The following is a 17,305-nucleotide window of genomic DNA, read 5'->3' on the forward strand; positions in this document are numbered from 1 at the left end:
TACCTCACGGGTCGTGAGCCCGCGCCGTACCCGCGGGCCACCAGCGTGCAGAAGTGCGTGCGCACCCTCGACATCGAGGAGGTGGGCAAGACCACCCGCCACGGCACGTTCTTCCAGATGAACGGCAACTTCTCCTTCGGCGACTACTTCAAGGACGGGGCGATCCAGCACGCCTGGGACCTGATCACCGGCTCGCTGGAGGACGGCGGCCTCGGCTTCGACCCCGACTCGATCTGGGCGACGGTGTACCTGGACGACGACGAGGCCGCCGACGCCTGGCACCGCATCGCCGGACTGCCCAAGGAGCGCATCCAGCGGCTGGGCAAGAAGGACAACTACTGGCACACCGGCGCCCCCGGCCCGGCCGGTCCCTGCTCGGAGATCTACGTCGATCGCGGTCCCGAGTTCGGTCCGGACGGCGGCCCGGCCGTGGACCTCGCCGGCGACCGGTTCCTGGAGATCTGGAACCTCGTCTTCATGCAGTACGAGATCGACGAGGTGCGCAGCAAGGAGGAGTTCCGCGTCCTCGGCGAGCTGCCGAAGAAGAACATCGACACCGGCATGGGCCTGGAGCGGGTGGCCTACCTGCTGCAGGGCGTCGACAACATGTACGAGATCGACGAGGTCGCGCCGGTGCTCCGCCGCGCGGCAGAACTCGCTGGCGTCACGTACGGGCGCGACCACGAGGCGGATGTCCGTCTCCGGGTCGTCGCCGACCACGTCCGCAGCGGCCTCATGCTCATCGGGGACGGCGTGACGCCCGGCAACGAGGGCGGCGGGTACATCCTGCGCCGGTTGCTGCGCCGCGCCGTCCGGTCGATGAAGCTGCTCGGCGTCGACGAGGCGTCCCTGCCGGAGCTGCTGCCGGTGTCCCGCGATGCGATGAGCGCCAGCTACCCCGAGCTGGCCACCGACTTCGACCGCATCTCCGCGGTGGCGTATGCCGAGGAGGAGGCCTTCCGCCGCACGCTGAGCGCCGGCACGACCCTCTTCGAGACCGCCGTCGCGAAGGCGAAGAAGGCCGGGAGGCCCGCCCTCTCCGGCGACCAGGCGTTCCTGCTGCACGACACCTACGGCTTCCCGATCGACGTCACCCTGGAGATGGCCGCCGAGCAGGGCGTCACCGTCGACGAGGAGGGCTTCCGCGCGCTCATGACCGAGCAGCGCGAGCGCGCCCGGGCGGACTCCCGTGCCAAGCGGACCGGCGCCGTCGACGTCCTGGCATACCGGCGGCTGCTCGCCGAGCACGGGCCGACCGACTGGCAGGCCTACGACACCCTGCGCACCGACTCCCGCGTGCTGGCGCTCGTCACCGAGGCCGACGAGGGGCCGGAGGTCGCCGCCGAGGGCGAGATCCTCCGCGTCGTCCTCGACCGGACTCCGTTCTACGCCGAGTCGGGCGGTCAGGTGGCCGATGCCGGCGTCCTGACCTGGGACGGCGGCCGCGCGGAGGTCATCGACGTCCAGCGCCCCGTCAAGGGCCTGGTCGCCCACCAGGTACGGGTGCTCGAGGGCGAGCTGCGCTCGGGTGCTGAGCTGACCGCCGAGGTCGACTACGAGTGGCGGCTCTCGGCCTGCCAGGCGCACTCGGGCACCCATGTCGTGCACGCGGCCCTGCGAGAGGTGCTCGGGCCCCAGGCGCTGCAGTCGGGTTCCTACAACCGCCCCGGATACCTGCGGCTGGACTTCGCCTGGCGGGGTGCGCTGTCCCAGCAGCAGCGCCTCGACATCGAGGACGTCGCCAACGCCGCCGTCCGCGCCGACCACAAGGTCACCGCGAGCTACATGACGCTGCCCGAGGCGCAGGCCTTCGGCGCGCTGGCACTGTTCGGCGAGACCTACGGCGAGCAGGTGCGGGTCGTCGAGATCGGTGGTCCGTGGTCGCGCGAGCTCTGCGGTGGCACGCACGTCCGCGGCAGCGCGCAGATCGGCACCCTGGCGCTGACCGGGGAGTCCTCGGTCGGCTCCGGGGCTCGTCGCGTCGAGGCGGTCGTCGGCCTGGAGGGGTTCCGCTACCTGGCACGGGAGCGCGACCTGGTGCGCCAGCTGGGCGAGCTGCTCAGGACGCCCCAGGACGGCCTGGTCGAGCGGGTCAGCGGCATGCTGGCGCGGCTCCGCGACGTCGACAAGGAGCTGGCCGAGCTCCGCTCGCAGCAGTCGGGCGCCGTGGCCGGCCAGCTCGCCGGTGCCGCGAAGGACGTCGACGGCGTCGCCGTGGTCACCGGCTCACCGGCCGGGCTCGGCGGCGGAGACCTCCGCACGCTGGCCCTCGACATCCGGGGCCGGTTGGCCGACAGGCCCGCCGTGGTCCTGCTGGCGTCGGAATCCGGTGGCAAGGTGTCACTCGTGGCCGCGCTGAACCCGGCGGCCCTCGACCGTGGGCTGTCGGCCAACGACGTGCTGCGGGCGGCCGCGGCACCCGTCGGAGGCCGTGGCGGAGGCAAGGCCGACGTCGCGCAGGGCGGCGGAACCGATCCCGCGGGTATCCCCGCGGCACTGCAAGCCGGCGAGCAGGCGGTTGTTGCCGCCACTGGGAGGTAGACCACCGTGTCCGGACCCGAGTACAACCCCGAGGACACCGGCCCGGTCGGCGGACGCCGGCGCGAGCTCCCCGCGGTACCGCCGGCGCGGCCCCGCGCCACCCCGGCGCAGCCGGAGTACCACCCGACGACCGAGCTCGACCTGAGCCGCGGGTTCCCGCCGGTCTCCAACGAGACCAGTGAGATCGACCTCAGCAGCGGCTGGCCCGAGCACCTCAAGGTGCCGCCGCGCCGCTCCTCGGGGCAGCCGTCGGGTGGCCGGGTGCTCGGTGTGGACGTCGGCACCGTGCGCGTCGGCCTCGCGCTGTCCGACCCGACCGGGACGCTCGCGAGCCCCCTCGAGACCCTCCGCCGGGCGAAGGACGGGGCCGATCTGGACCGTCTCGCCGCGTTGGTGGTGGAACACGAGGTGGCAGAGGTGGTGGTGGGAGAGCCGGTGCACCTGTCAGGTGCGTCGGGCGCGTCGGCTCACGACGCGAGCAATTACGCTCAGGAACTAGCCGACCGCATTCCGGATGTGCCGGTGATCCTGATCGACGAAAGGCTTTCGACCGTGACTGCAGCCAGTCATCTGCGTGAGGGCGGCGTCGACAGCCGCAAGCAGCGCGCGGTGATCGACCAGGCGGCCGCCGTGGTCATCCTGCAACAGTTCCTCGACAGCCGGCGGCCGCGCTCGTGACGGACATCGGCGGGGGCCGGCACTCGTCGCACGACGACCGCTACCCGCCCTCGGCGGGCGACCGCGGCTTCGGCGTCCCCCGTTACGAGCCGGCCCGCTACGAGGTCCCGCCGTACGTGACCGGCGGCTTCGAGGCGGTCGGGCGCGAGACGGGCAACGCCTCCCGCCGGCGCCACGGCGTCCTGGACCGCGCCGAGGAGACCATCGACCAGACGGGTCCGCTCATCGAGCCGGACTGGTGGTCCTTCGGCAGCACCGACCACCCCGACCACCCGCTCAGCGCCCGGCACAGCGGCGACGACCTGCCGCCGTCCCACCCCTCGGCGCCGCTCCCACCCCGGCCCCCGGGCGTGTGGGACCGGCTGCACGCCCGCCAGGACGCGCCGGGGGATGACGCCCAGACCGTCGCCCAGCCGCTGCTCCGCGGCACACCACTCGACACGCCCCGGCGGGGCGGGCAGACTTCCCGCCCCGTGGGCGCCCATTCGGCCGAGGACGACCGGAACGACGACGCGGCCACCGACGCGCACCTCCTCGACGCCGACGACGGGCACTCCTGGGAGGACGAGACGGGTGGCCTCGAGGTTATCGGCGCGCACGTCGAGGAGGACGCCCCCCGGCGACGCGGTCGCCGTGGCCGGCGGGGCCGGACCGAGGAGCGCGCCGAGCCGCGCCGGGGCGCCCACGCGAGTCACGACGACGAGGACGACGAACTCGACGACGCCCATCTGGACGAGGGCTCCCTCGTGCACGACGAGGCGTTCGGCGAGGACATCCCCGTCAAGCCGTACGACAAGCGCACCGGCCGGGCCCGCCGGCGGCGCAGCCCGGTCGCGGTCGTCCTGTCGCTGCTGGTCCTCGCCGCCCTCGTGGTCGGCATCGTCGTCGGCGGCCAGAGGCTGATCGAGCTGATCAACCCGGCGTCCCAGGACTACACCGGGCAGGGCGCGGGAGAGGTCCAGATCCGGGTGCAGGACGGCGACACGCTCAGCGACATCGCCCGCACGCTCGTGGACGCCGACGTCATCGCCTCCATCGGGCCGTTCGTCGACGCGGCCGAGGCCAACGCCGCCTCGGTCGGCATCCAGCCCGGCGTCTACGGCATGCGGCTGCAGATGAGCGGCCAGGCGGCCCTCGACCAGCTGCTGGACCCGGTCTCGCGGCTGATGACGCGGGTGACCCTGCCCGAGGGCCTCACCGTCGAGCGGACCCTGACGCGCATCGCCGAGGAGACCGGCCGGCCGGTCGAGGAGTTCCAGGCGGCCGCGGCGGATCCCGTCGCGCTGGGCCTGCCGGCCTACGCGAACGGCCAGCTGGAGGGCTTTCTCTTCCCGGCGACCTACGACGTCGAGCCGGACGACGCACCCGTCGACCTGCTGCGGGAGATGGTGACCCGGGGCACGCAGGTGTTCAGCGAGCTCGGCATCGCCGAGGCCGACCGGCTCGCGGTCGTGACCAAGGCCAGCCTGGTGCAGGCCGAGGCGGGGTCCGTCGAGGACATGGGCAAGGTCGCCCGGGTGCTGGAGAACCGGCTCTCGGACGGCATGGCGCTGCAGCTGGACACGACGGTGAACTACGCCAACGGCAAGGGCGGCATCACCACCACCAGTGACGACCGGGCCAACCCCTCGCCGTACAACACCTACGTGCACCCGGGCCTCCCGCCGGGCGCCATCAACAACCCGGGCGAGGACGCGCTGCGCGCGGTGCTCGAGCCCACCCCGGGCGACTGGCGCTTCTTCGTGGTCGTCGACCCCGATACCGGGGACACGCGGTTCGCGGTCACCAAGGACGAGCACGACCAGAACGTGGAGCTCTTCCGGCAGTGGCTGCGGGAGAACCCCGAGGGATGAGAGCGGCCGTCCTCGGTCGGCCGGTCGCCCACTCGCTCTCCCCGGTGCTGCACCGGGCCGCCTACGCGGCGCTCGGGCTCGGCGACTGGACCTACGACGCCCTCGACATCGGGGCGGCGGACCTGCCGGTCCTCCTCGCCGGGCTGGGGGACGAGTGGCGCGGCTTCTCGGTGACCATGCCGTGCAAGCAGGCGGCCGTGGACGCGGCGGACCTGGTCGAGCCGCTCCCGCGGCTCCTGCACGCGGCGAACACGCTGGTCCGCACGGAGGCGGGGTGGCGCGCGGAGAACACCGACGTCACCGGCGTCGGGATGGCGCTGCAGCTGGCCGGGGTGTCCGACGTCGGAACCGCCGTGATCCTCGGAGCCGGAGGGACGGCGGCCGCGACGGCCGTGGCGCTGTCCTCGCTGGGGGCCGAGCACGTCGAGATCGCCGTCCGTGAACCGGCGCGGGCCGCGGACGTCGTCCGGGTGCTCGACGTCCTCGAGGTGCCCACGACGGTCACCCGTCTCTCCGGGACGACCCTCGACGCGCCGCTGGTGGTCAGCACCGTGCCCGTCGGCGCCCAGCCGGACCTGCTGGACCTGCCCTGGCGTGCGGGGCACACCGTGCTCGACGTGCTGTACGCACCCTGGCCGACGCCGCTGGCCCAGCGGGTCGGCGACGTCGGCGGCACCGTGGTCGGTGGGCTCGACGTGTTGTTCTGGCAGGCCACCGTGCAGGTCGAGCTCATGACCGGCCGGCCGGCCCCGATCGAGGCCATGCGCCGCGCTCTCGACGCGGCCGTCGGCGCCCGCTGACCGGACCGGTGGAGCTGTCCCGGCCGGTGCTCCTCGGCACCGCCGTCCTCGTCGCGCTCGTCGCCGGGCCCTGGCTGGCCGTGGTGGCCGCCCGGCTGGCCGCCCGGGACGGCGCGGCGCGGCCGTCCCTGGCGCGCAGCGCCGTCACCACGCTGCTGCTCGCCGGTTTGCTCGCCGGGGCCGTGGAGGCGTTCGGTCTCCGCCCGGCCACGGCCGCGTTCGCCTGGGCGGCGGGTGCGGCGGTGGTCCTCGGCTCGGTGGACCTGGCCAGCCACCGGCTGCCCGACCGCGTCACCGTTCCCGCCTACGCAGTCTGCGGGACGGCCCTGCTGGTGGACGCCGCCGTACTGGGGTCCTGGGGCGGCCTGGTGCGCGCCCTCGCGGCCGCGGCCGTGGCGTTCGCCGTCGCCGCCGGGGCCGCGGCGATCTCGGCAGAGGGTCTCGGCTTCGGGGACGTGAAGCTGCTCGGTCTGCTCGGGCTCGTCCTGGGCTGGGCCGGCTGGGGCGTCCTCCTGGCCGGGATCTTCCTCGGCCTGCTGACCGGCGCGCTGGTGTCGCTGGTCCTCGTCGCCACGCGGAGGGCCGGCTGGCGGACGGCGGTCCCGTTCGGCCCGCCGCTCATCACCGGTGCGGTCCTGGCCCTGGCGCTGCAGGGACCCGTCTGGTGGTCCTTCTAGGATCGTGGGCATGTTGCGCTGGCTGACCGCAGGTGAGTCCCACGGTCAGCTGCTCACCGCGGTCCTCGAGGGGCTGCCGGCCGGTGTCGAGATCGCGACCACGGACATCGACCTGCAGCTGGCCCGGCGTCGCCTGGGGCACGGTCGGGGCGCCCGCATGTCCTTCGAGCAGGACGAGGTCACCCTGGCCGGCGGGATCCGGCACGGCCGGACGCAGGGCGGGCCGGTCGCGATCCTGGTCGGCAACACCGAGTGGCCCAAGTGGTCGACCGTCATGTCCGCCGACCCGGTCGACGCCGACGTCCTGGCCGGCCAGGCGCGCAACGCACCGCTGACCCGGCCGCGGCCGGGCCACGCCGACCTCGCCGGCATGCAGAAGTACGGCTTCGACGACGCCCGGCCGGTGCTCGAGCGGGCCAGCGCCCGGGAGACGGCCGCCCGGGTCGCCCTCGGTGCCGTCGCGCAGGCCTTCCTGCGCCAGACCGTCGGTGTCGAGGTCGTCAGCCACGTCGTCGCGATCGGCCCGGTCCGGGTGCCCGACGGCGTGCTGCCCGGCCCGCAGGACAACGCGCGCATCGACGAGGACCCCGTGCGGTGCGCCGACCCGGCCACCAGCGAGCGCATGGTCGCGGAGATCGACGACGTCCGGAAGAACGGCGACACCCTCGGCGGGGTCGTCGAGGTCGTCGTCCACGGGCTGCCGCCGGGCCTGGGCAGTCACGTGCACTGGGACCGCCGCCTGGACTCCCGGCTGGCCGGAGCGCTGATGGGCGTCCAGTCGGTGAAGGCGGTGGAGGTCGGCGACGGCCTGGAGACCGCGCGCCGCCGCGGCTCGGTGGCCCACGACGAGATCGACCTGACCGAGGGGCGGGTGACGCGCCGCACCGACCGTGCCGGCGGCATCGAGGGCGGCATGACCAACGGCGAGGTCCTCCGCGTACGGGCGGCGATGAAGCCGATCTCGACGGTGCCCCGCGCGCTGGCCACCGTCGACACCGCGACCCTCGAGCCGGCGGTCGCCATCAACCAGCGCAGCGACGCCTGCGCGGTGCCCCGCGGCAGCGTCGTGATGGAGGCGATGGTCGCCCTCGTGCTGGCCGACGCCGTCCTGGAGAAGTTCGGCGGGGACTCGGTGACCGAGACCCGCCGCAACGCGCAGGCCTACCTCGACGCCCTCCCGATCCGGTGACACCGCTGCTGGTGCTGGTGGGCCCGCCGGCCTCCGGCAAGACGACTGTCGGGACGGCTGTTGCCCGGGCCCTGGGTGCCGCCTTCCGGGACACCGACGAAGACATCGTGCTGCAGTCCGGCAGTTCGATCGCCGACATCTTCGTCACCGAGGGCGAGGACCACTTCCGCGGTCTCGAGGTGAAGTCCGTGGAGCGAGCCATGAGCGAGCACGACGGTGTGCTGGCGTTGGGCGGGGGCGCGGTGACGAAGGAAGCCACCCGTGAGCTGCTCGTGGGGTACGGCCGGAGCGGCGGCACGGTCGTCTGGCTCGACGTCGATGTGGCGTCGGCGGCGAAGCGGGCGGGCTTCTCGCGGGACCGCCCGCTGCTCGCCGTCAACCCCCGGGCGATGCTGCGCACGATGCTCGAGCAGCGCGCTCCGCTGTACGCCGAGGTCGCGACGGTGAAGGTGTCGACCGGTGGCCAGGCGTTCGAGGACGTCGTCGCCGACGTGCTCGCCGCGCTGCCCGGCCGGACGGTCGCGCCGTGAGGCGGGTGACCGTCGCCGGTCCCACGCCGTACGAGGTCGTCATCGGTCCGTCGGCGCAGGTCGAGCTGGGGATCGTGCTGGCCGGGACGGCGAAGGCCGCTGTCGTGCACGCCCCCCCGCTGGCCGCCGCGGCCGGTGCCGCCGTGGAGATCCTGCAGTCGGCGGGGGTGGCCGCCGAGGCTGTCGTCGTCCCCGACGGAGAGGCCGCCAAGACGGCCGAGGTGGCGGCGCAGGCGTGGGAGGAGTTCGGCCGCCTGGGGCTGACCCGTTCCGACGCGGTCGTGGGCATCGGCGGGGGAGCGGTGACCGACCTGGCCGGCTTCCTGGCCGCCACCTGGACCCGGGGGGTGCGCGTCGTGCAGGTGCCGACCAGCCTGCTCGGCATGGTGGACGCCGCGGTCGGGGGCAAGACCGGCATCAACACCGCCGCGGGCAAGAACCTCGTGGGCGCCTTCCACCCGCCGGCGGCCGTCCTCGCCGACACCGACGCGCTGAGCGGCCTGCCGGAGGCCGAGTTCCGGTCGGGACTCGCCGAGGTGGTGAAGTGCGGCTTCATCGCCGACGCGACGATCCTCGACCTGCTCGACGCGGACCCGACCGGCCGCCGCGACACCGAGGAGCTCGTCGCCCGCGCGGTGCAGGTCAAGGCCGACGCGGTGGGCGAGGACCTCTACGACCTCGGCCGGCGGGAGTTCCTCAACTACGGGCACACGCTCGCCCATGCCATCGAGCGGGTGGAGGACTTCGGCTGGCGGCACGGCGAGGCGGTCGCGGTCGGGCTGGTGTTCGCCGCGGAGCTCGCCGGGCAGGCACGGCTGCTCACCCGCGCCGAGGTGGACCGGCACCGGACGCTGATCGACGCCATGGCACTGCCGACCCGCTACGACGGGGACTGGTCCCGGCTGCAGTCGGTGATGCGCGTCGACAAGAAGGCCCGGGGGGCGACCCTGCGGTTCGTCGTCCTCGACGGGCTGGGCAACCCCACGATCCTGACCGACCCGGACCAGGCCTGGCTCGACGCCGCCTGGGCGGCTGTGAGCGAGGAGAACGCGTGACCATCCAGGTGCTCAACGGCCCGAACCTCGGCCGGCTCGGCCTCCGCGAGCCGGAGAAGTACGGCACGACCACCTACGCCGAGGTCGTGGACCTGGTCGAGGCGACCGGCCGCGAGATGGGCGTCGAGGTGCAGGTCCGGCAGACCGACGACGAGGCCGAGATGCTGCGCTGGATCCACGCGGCGTCCGACGCCGGAGATCCGGTGCTGATCAACCCGGGCGCCTGGTCGCACACCTCCGTGGCGCTGCGCGACGCCCTCGCGGGCCTGAACGCGCCGCTGGTCGAGGTGCACATCACGAACATCCACGCCCGCGAGGAGTTCCGGCACCACTCCTACGTGTCCGGCGTGGCCGACGGCGTCATCGCCGGTCTCGGCGTCAGCGGCTACATCCTCGCCCTGGGATGGCTGGCCCAGCAGGGAGTCGCGTGAGGACGGCGGAACGCCGGAACGCGCTGCGAGCGACCGCGGCCGCCCGCGGGCTGGACGCCGTCCTGGTGACGAACCTGCTCAACGTGCGCTACCTGACCGGGTTCACCGGCTCCAACGGAGCGCTCCTGGTGCGGACCGACGGGGCCGACCTGTTCGGCACCGACGGCCGCTACACGACGCAGGCCGGCACCCAGGTGCCCGACGTCGAGCTGCTCGTCGACCGGGCCACCGTGGCGGGGCTCGCCACGGCGGCGGTGCGCCGCGGGGTCGGCCGGCTCGGCTACGAGTCCCACGACCTGACCGTCGACGGTCTGGCCGGGCTGGAGAAGGTGCTCGCCGACGCCGGGGGCACCTTGCCGGAGCTGACCTCGATCCGCCGCGCCGTCGAGGCGCAGCGCGCGATCAAGGACGACGACGAGATCGAGTCCCTCCGCCGGGCCTGCGCCGTCGCCGACCAGGCCCTGGCCGAGCTCGCCGCCGAGGGCGCGCTGCGGCCCGGCCGGACCGAGCTGCAGGTCGGCCGCGACCTCGACGCGCGGATGCTCGTGCTCGGGGCCGAGGCGCCGTCCTTCGAGACGATCGTGGCCGCCGGCGCCAACTCGGCGATCCCGCACCACCGGCCGGACGGGACCGAGCTGCGCGACGGCGACCTCCTCAAGCTGGACTTCGGGGCGACGGTCGACGGCTACCACTCCGACATGACCCGCACCGTCGTCCTCGGGCACGCCGCGGACTGGCAGCGGGAGATCTACGAGCTGGTCGCGGCGTCCCAGGCGGCCGGCCGGGCCGCCCTGGTGGTCGGCACGGACGTCGTCGCGGTGGACTCCGCCTCCCGCGACGTGATCGCAGCGGCCGGTCACGGCGACCACTTCACCCACGGGCTCGGGCACGGCGTCGGGCTGGAGATCCACGAGGCGCCGGGGATCGGCCCGCTCGGCGCAGGTACCCTGGCTGCCGGCATGGCCGTCACCGTGGAGCCGGGCGTCTACCTGCCCGGCCACGGCGGTGTCCGGATCGAGGACACCCTGATCGTCACGGACGATGCGCCCGAGTTGTTGACCCTCACGAGCAAGGAACTGCTGGTTCTCTAGATGGCTACCACCAACGACCTGAAGAACGGCATCGTCCTCAACCTGGACGGCCAGCTCTGGACCGTCACGGACTTCCAGCACGTGAAGCCCGGCAAGGGCGGCGCGTTCGTGCGGACGACGCTGAAGAACGTGCTGTCGGGCAAGGTCGTGGACAAGACCTTCAACGCCGGCACCAAGGTCGAGACCGCGAACGTCGACAAGCGCTCGATGACCTACCTGTACAAGGACGGCAGCGACTTCGTCTTCATGGACGGCGACACCTACGACCAGATCCACGTCTCCGGTGAGGTCGTCGGCGGTGGGGCGGACTACCTGCTCGAGAACACCGAGGTCGTCGTCGCGGTGCACGACAGCGTTCCGCTGTACGTCGAGCTCCCGGTGACCATGGAGCTCGTCGTCGAGCACACCGACCCGGGGCTGCAGGGTGACCGGTCGACCGGTGGCACCAAGCCCGCGACGCTGGAGACCGGCGCGCAGATCCAGGTTCCGCTGTTCATCACCACCGGCGAGAAGCTGAAGGTCGACACCCGCGACGGCCGGTACCTCGGCCGCGTCAACTGAGCCTGCTCATGGCTGCCCGGACGAAGGCCCGCAAGCGCGCCGTCGACGTCCTCTACGAAGCCGACATCCGCAGCGGTGACCGGCTGAGCCTGCTCCGCGAGCGGCTGGCGGACGAGACTCCGCCGGTGCCCGAGCACACGGTGCGCCTGGTGGAGGGCGTCGCCGAGCACGCCGACCGCATCGACGAGCTGATCGACCGCCACGCCTCCGGCTGGTCGATCGACCGGCTGCCCGACGTCGACCGGGCGATCCTGCGCATGGCCGTGTTCGAGCTCCTGTGGGCCGACGACGTGCCGGACGCCGTTGTGATCGACGAGGCGGTGGAGCTGGCCAAGGCGCTGTCCACCGACGACTCGCCGGGCTACGTCAACGGCGTGCTGGGCGCGATCCTCGCTGCCGAGGTCCCGACCGCCTGAGCACTGAGAGCGAGCACTGAACGCGAGAGGCCCAGAACCGGAGCGGTTCTGGGCCTCTGGCGTTCAGCGGGTCAGCGGGGGGCGCGGCGGCGCTCCCAGTTGGGGTCGAGCTCCTCGTCGTCGTCCTCGGGACCGCCGAAGCCGACGACGCTCTCCATGCCGGGGGAGAGCACGCCCCACTCGATGAGCCGGGTGGTCAGCTCGTCGGGGCTCATGTCGTAGATGATCGCCAGCGACTTGAGGTCCTCGGTGCGGATCGAGAGGACCTTGCCGTTGTAGTCGTGCCGCTGCGCCTGGATCGTCGAGGCGTAGCGCGCGAGCGGGCCGGCCTCGTCGGCGGGCAGCGAGCCCAGCGACTCGAGGTTCAGCACGATCTTGGTGCTCGTGGTCACCGCGGAGCTGGGACGCGGGTCGGGCAGCAGCTCGGAGACCGGGACGCCGTAGAACACGGCGAGCTCGGAGAGCCGCTGGACGGTGACCGCGCGGTCGCCGCGCTCGTAGGAACCCACCACGACTGCCTTCCAGCGGCCGTGCGACTTGTCCTCCACCCCCTGCAGGGACAGGCCCTGCTGGTTGCGGATGGCGCGGAGGCGGGCACCGAGGGCCCGTGAGTAGTCGGTGCTCATCGCTGTCTGCTCACTGTCCGTCGTCTTGGAAAGGGCTCGTTCGTCACTCACAGTACTGATCGAGCCCCGGCTGCACCAGACAGGACACTCCTCCCGGGTCAGTGACCTGCCCACCCCGGAGAGTGAGCACCTGCGACACCGATCCGGAGTCGAGAGGCCCCGACCGGCTCGCGGGACCGGTGCAGTACCGTCGTCCGCGGTCCAAACCAACTCCTTTAACGACCCGTCCAGTGAGGCGGGGAAGGAGGCCTGATGGCCAGCTCGACCGAGCCTGCCCGGAGTCCGTCTCCCGGCAGCGCACCCGGCACCCTGCTCTCCGCCGCCGACGTCGCCCGTGTGGTCGACCGGATGGCCCACCAGCTGATCGAGCGGGCAGCCGCAACCGATCCCGGGGGTGGGCGGGGTGACGGCACAGCCGGCCTGTCCGCCCTCGTCCTGGTCGGCATCCCCACCCGCGGCGCACCGCTCGCCCGGCGGCTCGCGGCGCGCATCGAGGCGTTCTCCGGCACCGCGGTCGACGTCGGCACCGCCGACATCACGCTCTACCGCGACGACCTCCGCCTCCGCGGCGTCCGCGCGCTGGAGCCCACGGTCATGCCCGACGCCGGCATCGACGGCCGGCTCGTCGTCCTCGTGGACGACGTCCTCTTCTCCGGCCGCTCGGTGCGGGCTGCGCTCGACGCGCTGCGGGACCTCGGCCGGCCGCGCGGCGTGCAGTTGGCGGTCCTGGTCGACCGCGGCCACCGCGAGCTGCCGATCCGCGCGGACTTCGTCGGCAAGAACGTGCCGACCTCGCGCACGCAGCAGGTGAAGGTGCACCTGCAGGAGGTCGACGGCGCCGACGAGGTCCTGCTGATCGAGGGGGAGAGCGTGAGCGGACAGGGGCGTGAGCATCGCAGCGAGGAACGAGCGAGGAGCGGAGCGTCCCGCGGGAGCGAGGGGGCAGCAGAGTGAAGCGGCACCTGCTGGAATCGGCCGACCTCGACCGGGCCGACGCGACGCTCGTGCTGGACACCGCGGCGCAGATCGACCAGGCACTCGCCGGCCGCGAGGTCAAGAAGCTGCCCACGCTGCGCGGGCGCACCGTGGTCAACCTCTTCTACGAGGACTCCACCCGCACCCGCATCTCCTTCGAGCTGGCGGCCAAGCGGCTGTCCGCCGACGTCATCAACTTCTCCGCCAAGGGCAGCAGCGTCTCCAAGGGCGAGAGCCTCAAGGACACCGCGCTGACCCTGGAGGCGATGGGCAGCGACGCGATCGTCGTCCGGCACTCGGCCTCGGGTGCCCCGCACCGGCTGGCGAACTGGGTGCGGGGCAGCGTGGTCAACGCCGGTGACGGCACCCACGAGCACCCCACCCAGGCGCTCCTCGACGCGTACACGATCCGGCAGCGGCTGGGCCGCCTCGAGGGCGTGCGGGTCGCGGTCGTGGGCGACGTGCTGCACAGCCGGGTGGCCCGCTCCAACGTCTGGCTGCTGCACACCCTCGGCGCCGAGGTGACCCTGGTGGCGCCGCCGACGCTGCTGCCGGTGGGGGTCGGCAGCTGGCCGGTCGAGGTCGGCTACGACCTGGACGCCGTCCTGCCCAAGGCCGACGTCGTGATGATGCTGCGGGTCCAGGGCGAGCGGATGAACGCCTCGTTCTTCCCGAGCGCCCGCGAGTACAGCCGCCGCTACGGGCTCGACGCCCGCCGGATGGGCCTGCTGGACGACGATGCGATCGTCATGCACCCCGGCCCGATGAACCGCGGGATGGAGATCGCCGCCGAGGTGGCCGACTCCGTCCGCTCCACGATCGTCGAGCAGGTCGGCAACGGCGTCTCCGTGCGCATGGCCGTCCTCTACCTGCTGCTCGGAGGCACCCCCCAGTGAGCTACCTGATCAAGGGCTCCCAGCCCTACGGCGGCGACGCCGCCGACATCCTGATCAAGGACGGCCGGATCGCCGCGATCGGCGACAGCCTGTCCAGCACGGGCGCCGAGGTGGTCGACGCCGCCGGCCTCATCGCCCTGTCGGGCCTGGTGGACCTGCACACCCACCTGCGTGAGCCGGGCCGGGAGGACGCCGAGACCGTCGAGACGGGCAGCCGGGCGGCCGCGCTCGGCGGGTTCACCGCCGTCCACGCCATGGCCAACACCGACCCGGTCGCCGACACGGCCGGCGTCGTCGAGCAGGTCTGGCGGCTGGGCCAGGAGGCCGGGCTCGTCGACGTCGTCCCGGTGGGGGCGGTCACCGTCGGGCTCGCGGGCGAGCGGCTGGCCGAGCTCGGTGCGATGGCCGACTCCGCCGCCCGGGTGCGCGTCTTCTCCGACGACGGACACTGCGTCTCCGACCCGGCGCTCATGCGGCGGGCCCTGGAGTACGTGAAGGCGCTGGACGGCGTCGTCGCCCAGCACGCCGAGGAGCCCCGGCTCACCGTCGGGGCGCAGATGCACGAGGGCGACCGCTCCGCCCGGCTCGGTCTGGCCGGCTGGCCGGCCGCCGCCGAGGAGGCGATCATCGCGCGCGACGTGCTGCTGGCCGGGCACGTCGGCGCCCGGCTGCACGTCTGCCACGTCTCGACCGCGGGATCGGTGGAGCTGCTCCGCTGGGCGAAGGCCCGCGGCGTGCAGGTCACGGCCGAGGTCACCCCGCACCACCTGCTGCTCACCGACGCCTGCGCCGAGAGCTACGACCCCGTCTTCAAGGTCAATCCGCCGTTGCGCACGGACGACGACGTCCAGGCGCTGCGGCTGGGGCTGGCCGACGGCACGATCGACGCCGTCGCCACCGACCACGCCCCCCACGCCGTGGAGGACAAGGAGAGCGAGTGGGCCCAGGCCCGCCCCGGGATGCTCGGGCTGGAGCAGGCGCTCTCGGTCGTCGTCGAGGCGATGGTGGAGACCGGGCTGCTCGACTGGCAGGGCGTCGCCGACCGCATGTCGGTCCGGCCCGCCGTCATCGGCCGGCTGGAAGGGCACGGCCGGCCCCTGGCGCCCGGTGAGCCCGCCAACCTGCTGCTGTTCGATCCCGCGACGCGGGTCACCGTCGACCCCGCGGCGCTGGCCAGCCGCAGCCGCAACAGTCCCTATGCCGGCCGGGAGCTCCCGGGCCGGGTGATCGCGACCTTCCTCCGGGGAGTGCCGACGGTCCTTGACGGAAAGGCAGTTCGTTGACAGACGCGATCCTCGTGCTCGAGGACGGGCGCACGTTCCGGGGGGAGGCCTACGGCGCCGTCGGGACGACGGTCGGCGAGGCGGTGTTCTCGACCGGGATGACCGGCTACCAGGAGACGCTGACCGACCCCAGCTACCACCGCCAGGTGGTGGTCATGACCGCGCCGCACATCGGCAACACCGGCGTGAACGGCGAGGACGACGAGAGCCGGAAGATGTGGGTCGCCGGTTTCGTGGTCCGCGACCCCGCTCGCCGCCCGGCCAACTGGCGGTCGACCGGCAGCCTGGACGACGAGCTGGTCGCCCAGGGCGTCGTCGGCATCAGCGGCATCGACACCCGCGCGCTGACCCGCCACCTGCGCGACCGCGGCGCGATGCGGGTGGGCATCACCAGCGAGCACACCGATCCCGAGCGGCTGCTGGCCGACGTGCAGGCCGCCGAGAGCATGACCGGCGCCGACCTCGCCCCCCAGGTCAGCGCCGACGAGGCCTACGTCGTGGCGGCGGTGGGGGAGAAGCGGTTCACGATCGCCGCGCTCGACCTGGGCATCAAGACGGCCACCCCGCGCCACCTGGCAGACCTCGGGGTCGAGACGCACGTCCTCCCCGCGACCGCGACCGCCGAGGACCTGCTGGCGGCCGGTCCGGACGGCGTCTTCCTCTCCAACGGCCCGGGTGACCCGGCCGCCGCCGACTACGCGGTCGAGGCGGTGCGCGGGGTGCTCGACGCCCGCCGTCCGCTGTTCGGGATCTGCTTCGGCAACCAGATCCTCGGCAGGGCGCTGGGCCTGGGCACGTACAAGCTGCCCTTCGGCCACCGCGGGCTCAACCAGCCGGTGCTCGACCGGGTCAGCGGCACCGTGCGGGTGACCAGCCACAACCACGGGTTCGCCGTCGACGCGCCGTTGGACCGGCCCACCGACACCCCGTACGGCCGGGTGGAGGTCAGCCACGTGGGCCTCAACGACGACGTCGTCGAGGGGCTGCGCTGCCTCGACGTCCCCGCCTTCAGCGTGCAGTTCCACCCGGAGGCCGCGGCCGGTCCGCACGACGCGGCGCCGCTCTTCCAGCGGTTCGTCGACCTGATGGGGGAGAACAAGGGTGCCTAAGCGGACCGACATCCAGCACGTGATGGTCATCGGCTCGGGGCCGATCCTCATCGGTCAGGCCGCCGAGTTCGACTACTCCGGCACCCAGGCCTGCCGCGTCCTGCGTGCCGAGGGGCTGCGGGTGAGCCTGGTCAACAGCAACCCCGCCACGATCATGACCGACCCCGAGGTCGCCGACGCCACCTACATCGAGCCGCTGACCCCCGAGTTCGTCGAGAAGGTCATCGCCATGGAGCGGCCGGACGCGCTGCTGGCGACCCTCGGCGGGCAGACCGCGCTCAACATCGCCATCGGGCTCTACGAGAACGGCGTCCTCGAGAAGTACGGCGTGCAGCTCATCGGCGCCGACGTGGACGCGATCAACCGCGGCGAGGACCGGCAGATCTTCAAGGACATCGTCCGGTCGATCGGGGCAGACGCCCCCCGCTCCACGGTCTGCGCAGGAGTCGACGAGGCGCTGGCCACCGCCGAGGAGGTCGGCTATCCCGTCGTCATCCGGCCCAGCTTCACCATGGGCGGGCTCGGCTCGGGCATCGCGACCGACGAGCCGATGCTCCGTCGCATGGCCGCCCACGGCCTGGCCGACTCCCCGGT

17 protein-coding genes and 1 pseudogene are annotated in these 17,305 nt (G+C 73.2%); 17 read left to right on the forward strand and 1 reads right to left on the reverse strand.

Translation table 11 applies throughout. The features are described 5' to 3' along the window. From alaS to nusB, 12 genes are all read left to right on the forward strand, one after another. Positions 1-2,541 (forward strand): alanine--tRNA ligase (gene alaS / locus E4P40_RS20005; protein ID WP_135160256.1); only part of this gene is annotated, 2,541 nt, incomplete at its 5' end. Positions 2,542-2,547: 6 nt separating this feature from the next. Continuing rightward, positions 2,548-3,219: a Holliday junction resolvase RuvX gene (gene ruvX / locus E4P40_RS20010; RefSeq protein ID WP_135160257.1), complete on the forward strand. Its 672-nt coding sequence runs from the start codon at positions 2,548-2,550 to the stop codon at positions 3,217-3,219. Continuing rightward, on the forward strand, positions 3,216-5,072 hold the full coding sequence (mltG, locus tag E4P40_RS20015; protein ID WP_135160258.1) for an endolytic transglycosylase MltG: 1,857 nt from the start codon (positions 3,216-3,218) through the stop codon (positions 5,070-5,072). The genes ruvX and mltG overlap by 4 nt, the downstream gene beginning before the upstream one ends. Further along, positions 5,069-5,872 carry a shikimate dehydrogenase gene (locus tag E4P40_RS20020; RefSeq protein WP_135160259.1) on the forward strand — a complete coding sequence of 268 codons (804 nt, stop codon included), beginning with the start codon at positions 5,069-5,071 and terminating at the stop codon, positions 5,870-5,872. The genes mltG and E4P40_RS20020 overlap by 4 nt, the downstream gene beginning before the upstream one ends. An 8-nt stretch (positions 5,873-5,880) precedes the next feature. Continuing rightward, positions 5,881-6,549 carry an A24 family peptidase gene (locus E4P40_RS20025; RefSeq protein WP_135160260.1) on the forward strand — a complete coding sequence of 223 codons (669 nt, stop codon included), beginning with the start codon at positions 5,881-5,883 and terminating at the stop codon, positions 6,547-6,549. Between the two features lie 10 nt (positions 6,550-6,559). Next, entirely contained in the window at positions 6,560-7,738 is a 1,179-nt protein-coding gene (gene aroC / locus E4P40_RS20030; protein ID WP_135160261.1) for a chorismate synthase, read from the forward strand. Next, positions 7,735-8,268, forward strand: coding sequence for a shikimate kinase (locus E4P40_RS20035; RefSeq protein WP_135160262.1), 534 nt, complete (start codon positions 7,735-7,737; stop codon positions 8,266-8,268). Before aroC ends, E4P40_RS20035 begins: the two co-directional genes overlap by 4 nt. Beyond that, the gene (gene aroB, locus E4P40_RS20040) at positions 8,265-9,323 is read left to right on the forward strand and encodes a 3-dehydroquinate synthase (protein WP_135160263.1); all 1,059 of its coding nucleotides are present in this window, start codon (positions 8,265-8,267) and stop codon (positions 9,321-9,323) included. The genes E4P40_RS20035 and aroB overlap by 4 nt, the downstream gene beginning before the upstream one ends. Continuing rightward, positions 9,320-9,754, forward strand: a complete 435-nt coding sequence (aroQ, locus tag E4P40_RS20045; RefSeq protein ID WP_135160264.1) for a type II 3-dehydroquinate dehydratase — start codon at positions 9,320-9,322, stop codon at positions 9,752-9,754. Before aroB ends, aroQ begins: the two co-directional genes overlap by 4 nt. Then, positions 9,751-10,845 carry a Xaa-Pro peptidase family protein gene (locus E4P40_RS20050; RefSeq protein ID WP_245160461.1) on the forward strand — a complete coding sequence of 365 codons (1,095 nt, stop codon included), beginning with the start codon at positions 9,751-9,753 and terminating at the stop codon, positions 10,843-10,845. Before aroQ ends, E4P40_RS20050 begins: the two co-directional genes overlap by 4 nt. Then, on the forward strand, positions 10,846-11,406 hold the full coding sequence (efp, locus tag E4P40_RS20055; RefSeq protein WP_135160266.1) for an elongation factor P: 561 nt from the start codon (positions 10,846-10,848) through the stop codon (positions 11,404-11,406). It abuts the gene before it with no gap. Positions 11,407-11,414: 8 nt separating this feature from the next. Beyond that, the gene (gene nusB / locus E4P40_RS20060; RefSeq protein WP_135160267.1) at positions 11,415-11,822 is read left to right on the forward strand and encodes a transcription antitermination factor NusB; all 408 of its coding nucleotides are present in this window, start codon (positions 11,415-11,417) and stop codon (positions 11,820-11,822) included. A gap of 71 nt (positions 11,823-11,893) precedes the next feature. On the opposite strand, the gene E4P40_RS20065 is transcribed toward nusB, so the two are convergent. Next, on the reverse strand, positions 11,894-12,448 hold the full coding sequence (locus E4P40_RS20065; protein ID WP_135160268.1) for a transcriptional regulator: 555 nt from the start codon (positions 12,446-12,448) through the stop codon (positions 11,894-11,896). Between the two features lie 252 nt (positions 12,449-12,700). On the opposite strand from E4P40_RS20065, the gene pyrR reads away from it, so the two are divergent. From pyrR to carB, 5 genes and pseudogenes are all read left to right on the forward strand, one after another. Beyond that, positions 12,701-13,402, forward strand: a complete 702-nt coding sequence (gene pyrR, locus E4P40_RS20070; RefSeq protein ID WP_135160269.1) for a bifunctional pyr operon transcriptional regulator/uracil phosphoribosyltransferase PyrR — start codon at positions 12,701-12,703, stop codon at positions 13,400-13,402. Continuing rightward, a complete protein-coding gene (locus E4P40_RS20075; protein WP_135160270.1) occupies positions 13,399-14,319 on the forward strand; it encodes an aspartate carbamoyltransferase catalytic subunit in 921 nt (306 codons plus the stop codon). Before pyrR ends, E4P40_RS20075 begins: the two co-directional genes overlap by 4 nt. Then, positions 14,316-15,602 (forward strand): dihydroorotase, encoded by a 1,287-nt coding sequence (locus E4P40_RS20080; protein WP_135160271.1) that lies wholly within the window; start codon positions 14,316-14,318, stop codon positions 15,600-15,602. The genes E4P40_RS20075 and E4P40_RS20080 overlap by 4 nt, the downstream gene beginning before the upstream one ends. After that, the gene (carA, locus tag E4P40_RS20085) at positions 15,599-16,711 is read left to right on the forward strand and encodes a glutamine-hydrolyzing carbamoyl-phosphate synthase small subunit (RefSeq protein ID WP_135160272.1); all 1,113 of its coding nucleotides are present in this window, start codon (positions 15,599-15,601) and stop codon (positions 16,709-16,711) included. Before E4P40_RS20080 ends, carA begins: the two co-directional genes overlap by 4 nt. After that, a pseudogene (gene carB / locus E4P40_RS20090) lies at positions 16,704-17,305 on the forward strand (carbamoyl phosphate synthase large subunit); the annotation flags it as partial. The gene carA and the pseudogene carB, both read left to right, overlap by 8 nt.

This window comes from Blastococcus sp. CT_GayMR20, from assembly GCF_004570345.1.